The sequence below is a fragment of the Siccirubricoccus deserti genome (assembly GCF_014283215.1).
Lineage (GTDB): Bacteria > Pseudomonadota > Alphaproteobacteria > Acetobacterales > Acetobacteraceae > Siccirubricoccus > Siccirubricoccus deserti.
The window spans coordinates 1-1,907 of sequence record NZ_JACOMF010000193.1; the positions used below are offsets into that span (position 1 = coordinate 1).

Sequence of the window (1,907 nt, forward strand, 5' to 3'; positions counted from 1 at the left end):
AGCCCCGCGATCCGCACCTGAACCCCGGCCAATAGGACCGGCGCCGATCCCGCTCGCCCGCACAACCACGGCGCGAGCCGCGCGCCAGCCAGGGGACGCGCGTCACCGCCGCCGTGAATGATCCGGGCTAGATTTTTAGGTCAAGTGATGCCCGGCCTACGAAGGGCTGCCTCTTGGTCTTGAGGGGGCGTTGGTGCGCGTATGCAGGTGAGCCGATAGCAGTGGCCCTTCCTGGGCCGCGTCGGGCGGCGCGAACGGAAACCGGCCTCGCTACAGCGGCAGCGGGGATCCGGGGGTGGCTGCGCCCGGCGCCCGGTGGCAAAGAGGCGCCGAACAATCCCGGAGGACGCCATGATCCCTGCCCCGCGCCGCCTTGTGCTCGCCGCGGCCCTTGCCGCCCCCGCCATCGCCCGTGCCCAGCAGCAGCGGCCTACTACCATCGTCGTGCCCTTCGCCGCTGGCGGCAGCACTGACGTGCTCTCGCGCTTGATGGCGGAGCGGATGACGCAGATCCTTGGGCAGACGGTGCTGGTCGAAAACCGGGCCGGCGGCAACACCATCGTCGGCGCCGAATACGTCGCCCGCGCCCAGCCCGACGGCAACACGCTGCTGATGGCGGCTGGGACCACGCTGAGCATCAACCCCGTGGTGGTGAAGAACCTGCCCTACAAGGTCGAGGACTTCGCCCCGATCACCCTGGCGACCACCTACCCCTTCGGTATCATCACCCAAAATAAGGGCCCGGCCGATATCCCGGCCCTCGTCGCCGCGGCCAAGGCCAATCCCGGAGGGATCACCTACGGCACTAATGGCCCGACCACGCTAACCAACGTCGCCATGCTACTGGTGATGGAGCGGCTGGGCATCCGCATGCAGGACGTCACCTATCGCGGCGATGCGGCGGCGCTGAACGACTTCGTCGCCGGCAATCTCGACACGCTGGTGGTTGCTGGCAGCACCGCCGTGCCAGTTTTCCGAAATGGCCAGGGGCGGCTGATCGGCTGGACCAGCGCGCAGCGCATGCCGACTACGCCCGAAGTGCCCACGGTGGCCGAATTTGCCTCAGGGACCGAGGCGCTGAGCTGGTTCGGTCTGCTTGCCCCCGCACGCACCGCGCCCGCCAGCGTACAGCGGCTGCACGACGCGGCTGCCGCGTCGTTGAGGGACCCGCGCATCCAGGAACGGCTGACGCGGGATGCCCAGTTCATCGTCGGCAACACGCCAGAGGAATTCGCCCAATTCCTGCGGGACCAAGACCGGCTCTGGCGGCCAATCCTGAGCAAGCTGGACGTGCAGAACACTTAGGGTCTGTGACCGCTTTGCCCAGCTGGGTACGGTCGAGCGCCTGTGTTTGGCTTTTCTCGTTGATCGACAGCACCACCGCATGGCAGGGCGGGTCCATGTACAGGCCGACGGTGTCCTCGACCTTGGTGGCGAAGGCGGGGTCGCTGGAGCGCTTGAAGCTGCGCAGGCGGTGCGGCTGCAGGCGGTTGGCCTGCCAGATGCGCTGCACCGCGCTCAGGCCATGCACCTACATGTCCTGCACCGCACCGCAATACGCGGCTATCGAGGCGAGCCGGCAGTGGGTGAGGAGCCAAGACGGTTGGGGCTGGGTGGAATTGGCCGCAGGGCATTGTGCCAATATCACCGTGCTGGAGGACGTGGTGCGGCTCCTGGCCGGGATCGGCTGACGCCTGCGCATGGACGCCCCTGTCGCTCCGACAGCGTTCAGAGACGGGCTTGCTCTGTTGAAACCCTGGCTTGGCTGGGTACTTTGGGCGGCTATCTTGGGATGAGCGGTCCGGAGGTGGTCGATGCGGACGCTTTCGAAGTCGGCGCTGCGGGTGGCCGGTGAGGCGCTTGCGGTGGGGCGGACGGCACTGCCTGCCTATGGCAGCCACTACTCG

Annotated in this window: 1 protein-coding gene and 1 pseudogene; one reads left to right on the forward strand and one right to left on the reverse strand. The window is 67.6% G+C overall.

All coding sequences use genetic code 11. From position 1 onward, the window contains the following. Positions 1–351: 351 nt before the first annotated feature. Positions 352–1,305, forward strand: coding sequence for a Bug family tripartite tricarboxylate transporter substrate binding protein (locus H7965_RS29680; RefSeq protein ID WP_186774069.1), 954 nt, complete (start codon positions 352–354; stop codon positions 1,303–1,305). 16 nt (positions 1,306–1,321) lie between these two features. Here H7965_RS29680 and H7965_RS29685 read toward each other — a convergent pair. Next, positions 1,322–1,522, reverse strand: a pseudogene (locus H7965_RS29685) (IS630 family transposase); the annotation flags it as partial. Between the last annotated feature and the right edge of the window lie 385 nt (positions 1,523–1,907).

What these genes read in the sequence shown, in the direction of transcription:
- H7965_RS29680 (WP_186774069.1), top strand. Translation starts at nt 352, where the DNA reads ATGATCCCTGCCCCGCGCCGCCTTGTGCTCGCCGCGGCCCTTGCCGCC.